Here is a 2,963-nt window from a genome sequence, read left to right on the forward strand (position 1 = left end):
GCCGCCGGGGGCGTGGGCCACCTCGCCGTGCGGCTGGCGCGGGAGATGGGCGCCGAGCGGGTGGTGGCGGCCGTGAGCGACCGCGGCAAGGCCGCCTTCCTGCACGACCTCGGTGCCGATGCGGTCGTCGCCTACGACGAGGATTGGGGCGAGCCGGTGGACGTCGTCGTCGACGGGGTCGGCGGCACGGTCCAGGCGGCGGCGCTGCGGGCACTGGCCCCGCTCGGCCGGCTCGTCTGTTACAACGCCGTCGGCGGCGCCGTGGACGCGAACGAGCTGCGGGTGCACGGGCAGTCGCTGATCGGCTTCGCCATGCGCCCCTTCGTGGCGCATCGGCCGGAGGAGTACGAGCGGCACCGGCGGGAGCTGTGGGACCTGTACGCCCGCGGCCGGCTGACCACGGCCGTGCACCGGACGCTGCCGCTGGAGGACGCCGCCGAGGCCCACCGGATCATCGAGCGCCGGGAGAACCGGGGCAAGGTCGTCCTGCGCCCGTGATGTCTCGGATGTGAGACGGCGCGCGGGCCCCGGGGGTGCCGCCCGCCGTCTCACCGGTGAAATCCTGGCGGCGTGAGCACCGTGATCACGAACATCGGCGAGCTGGCCGGGGCGGCCGAGGACCGCTGGCTGATGGAGGACGCCGCGCTGGTCATCGACGGCGGACGCATCGCCTGGGCGGGCCCGTCGCGGCGGGCGCCCGCCGCCGACGAGGCGTACGACGCGGGCGGGCGCGCGGTGCTGCCCGGGTTCGTGGACTCCCACGCGCACCTGGTCTTCGCGGGGGAGCGCGCCGAGGAGTTCGCCGCCCGGATGAGCGGCCGCCCGTACGCCGCCGGAGGCATCCGCACCACCGTCGAGCGGACGCGCGCCGCCTCCGACGAGGAGCTGCGGGCCAACGTACGGCGCCTCGTCGCGGAGATGTCCCGGCAGGGGACGACGACGGTCGAGTGCAAGTCGGGCTACGGCCTCACCGTCGAGCAGGAGGAGCGGGCCGTGCGCATCGCGGCCTCGCTGGTGGACGAGGTGACGTTCCTCGGCGCCCACGTCGTGCCGGCGGACACCGACCCGGCCGAGTACGTGCGGCTCGTGACCGGGCCGATGCTGGAGGCGTGCGCGCCGTACGCGCGGTTCGTCGACGTCTTCTGCGAGCGCGGGGCGTTCGACGCGGACCAGACGCGGGAGATCCTGACCGCCGGGCGGGCGGCCGGGCTGGTGCCACGGCTGCACGCGAACCAGCTCGGGCACGGGCCGGGCGTGGCCATCGCGGTGGAGTTCGACGCCGCCTCGGCCGATCACTGCACCTTCCTGTCCGGCGAGGACGTCGCCGCGCTGGCGGGTTCACGCACGGTCGCGACGCTGCTGCCGGGGGTGGAGTTCTCCACGCGCCAGCCGTACCCGGACGCCCGCGCGCTCATCGACGCCGGGGCGACCGTCGCGCTGGCCACCGACTGCAACCCGGGCTCGTGCTACTCCTCCAGCATGGCCTTCTGCGTCGCGCTGGCCGTACGGGAGATGCGGATGACGCCGGAGGAGGCCGTACGCGCGGCGACCGAGGGCGGGGCGAAGGCGCTGCGCAGGACGGACGTCGGACACCTGCGCCCCGGCGCACGTGCGGACGTACTGATACTGGACGCGCCGTCACACATCCATCTCGCGTACCGGCCGGGGGTTCCGCAGGTGGCGCGCGTATGGCGCAATGGCCGGACCATTGAATTTCGGAACGGTAATTCGTCCTAAAAACAAGCGGTTGAGCTTTCTGTCGCCTGATCGGTGAAATATTCGCCGACGTCAGGGCCTTTCTCGGCCACTGCTGGGCGTTGACTGATCACCGCTTGTCATCCAACCTTGGGGGTGCACTGGCCCTAGCCCCTCGGGAGTCCATGATGCGCGACCTTGATCGTCTCGACCTCAGGTGGACCGGTATCGGTTATCCATGACCTGAGCGTACGTTCATACGCTGCCGGTAGAAGTTTGCCGGACGAAGGGATTGATTTCGTCCGGCCGAAATCGACTATGCCACGAGGCGAAAGTGATCAGCATTCTCATTGTCGAGAATATGAATCTCGTCAGAGGCGGCCTTGTCGCCTTAATTTCCGGACATCCGGACATGGAAGTGGCCGCGGCGCTGGAGTCGGCGGACAAGGCGCTTCCGACCGCACTCGAACTCGAACCCGATGTCGTCATCCTCGGGGCGGGCATGGACGACGGCTTCGCCGTGGTCCGGTCCCTCCACGAGGAGCTGCGGTCCTGCGCGACCGTGATCATGGCGAACCGCCGCCGCCCCGGTGAGCTGCGCCGGGCCGTCGCCGCCGGCGTCATGGGTTTCCTGCTCATCGACACGCCGCCGGCCGACCTGGCCGACGCGGTCCGCCGCGTCGCCCAGGGAGAGCGGGTGATCGACTCGGAGCTGGCGTTCGCCGCGCTCCACCGCCCGGAGAGCCCGCTGACCGAACGCGAGGTGGACGTGCTGCGGCTGGCCGCCCAGGGCGCGTCGTCGGCGGAGATCGCGGGTCACCTGTTCCTGTCGGTCCGCACCGTCCGCAACCACATCTCGCGGATCATCGGCAAGATCGGCGCCCGCAACCGCGTCGACGCCATCCGCATCGCCGACGACGCCGGCTGGCTGTGACCCGAGGCGATCAGCGAACCGCCGGCGTGCGTCCTTCGGCCGACCAGTGGCCGTGCAGCTCCCGGTAGAGGGGGCAGTCCTCCAGCAGGTCCCCGTGGGCGCCGAGCCAGGCGCGGGTGCCGTCCAGGACGAGGACGCGGCGCGCGCGCCGGGCCGACGTCATCCGGTGCGCGATCACCATGAGCGCACCCGGCCGGGCGGCGAAGGCCCGCTCGGCGTGTTCCTCGGCCGCGGCGTCCAGGTGGCAGGTCGCCTCGTCCAGGATGACCAGCCGGGCCGGTGACGCGAAGGCGCGGGCCAGGGCGACGAGCTGCCGTTCGCCGGCCGACAGCGA

At 72.1% G+C, this 2,963-nt stretch carries 4 protein-coding genes; 3 read left to right on the forward strand and 1 reads right to left on the reverse strand.

Annotation, left to right across the window (positions count from 1 at the left end; translation table 11 throughout):
• From ACFFNX_RS46615 to ACFFNX_RS46625, 3 genes are all read left to right on the forward strand, one after another.
• On the forward strand, positions 1-498 hold a 498-nt coding region (locus ACFFNX_RS46615; RefSeq protein WP_378212793.1), incomplete at its 5' end, for a zinc-binding dehydrogenase.
• A gap of 72 nt (positions 499-570) precedes the next feature.
• Positions 571-1,737 carry an imidazolonepropionase gene (hutI, locus tag ACFFNX_RS46620; RefSeq protein WP_378212794.1) on the forward strand — a complete coding sequence of 389 codons (1,167 nt, stop codon included), beginning with the start codon at positions 571-573 and terminating at the stop codon, positions 1,735-1,737.
• Between the two features lie 292 nt (positions 1,738-2,029).
• Positions 2,030-2,629 (forward strand): response regulator transcription factor, encoded by a 600-nt coding sequence (locus ACFFNX_RS46625; RefSeq protein ID WP_378212796.1) that lies wholly within the window; start codon positions 2,030-2,032, stop codon positions 2,627-2,629.
• Between the two features lie 10 nt (positions 2,630-2,639).
• Here ACFFNX_RS46625 and ACFFNX_RS46630 read toward each other — a convergent pair.
• Positions 2,640-2,963: ATP-binding cassette domain-containing protein (locus ACFFNX_RS46630; protein WP_378212797.1), on the reverse strand; the 324-nt coding region annotated here is incomplete at its 5' end.

Source organism: Actinoallomurus acaciae, assembly GCF_042429965.1.
Classification (GTDB): Bacteria; Actinomycetota; Actinomycetes; order Streptosporangiales; family Streptosporangiaceae; genus Actinoallomurus; species Actinoallomurus acaciae.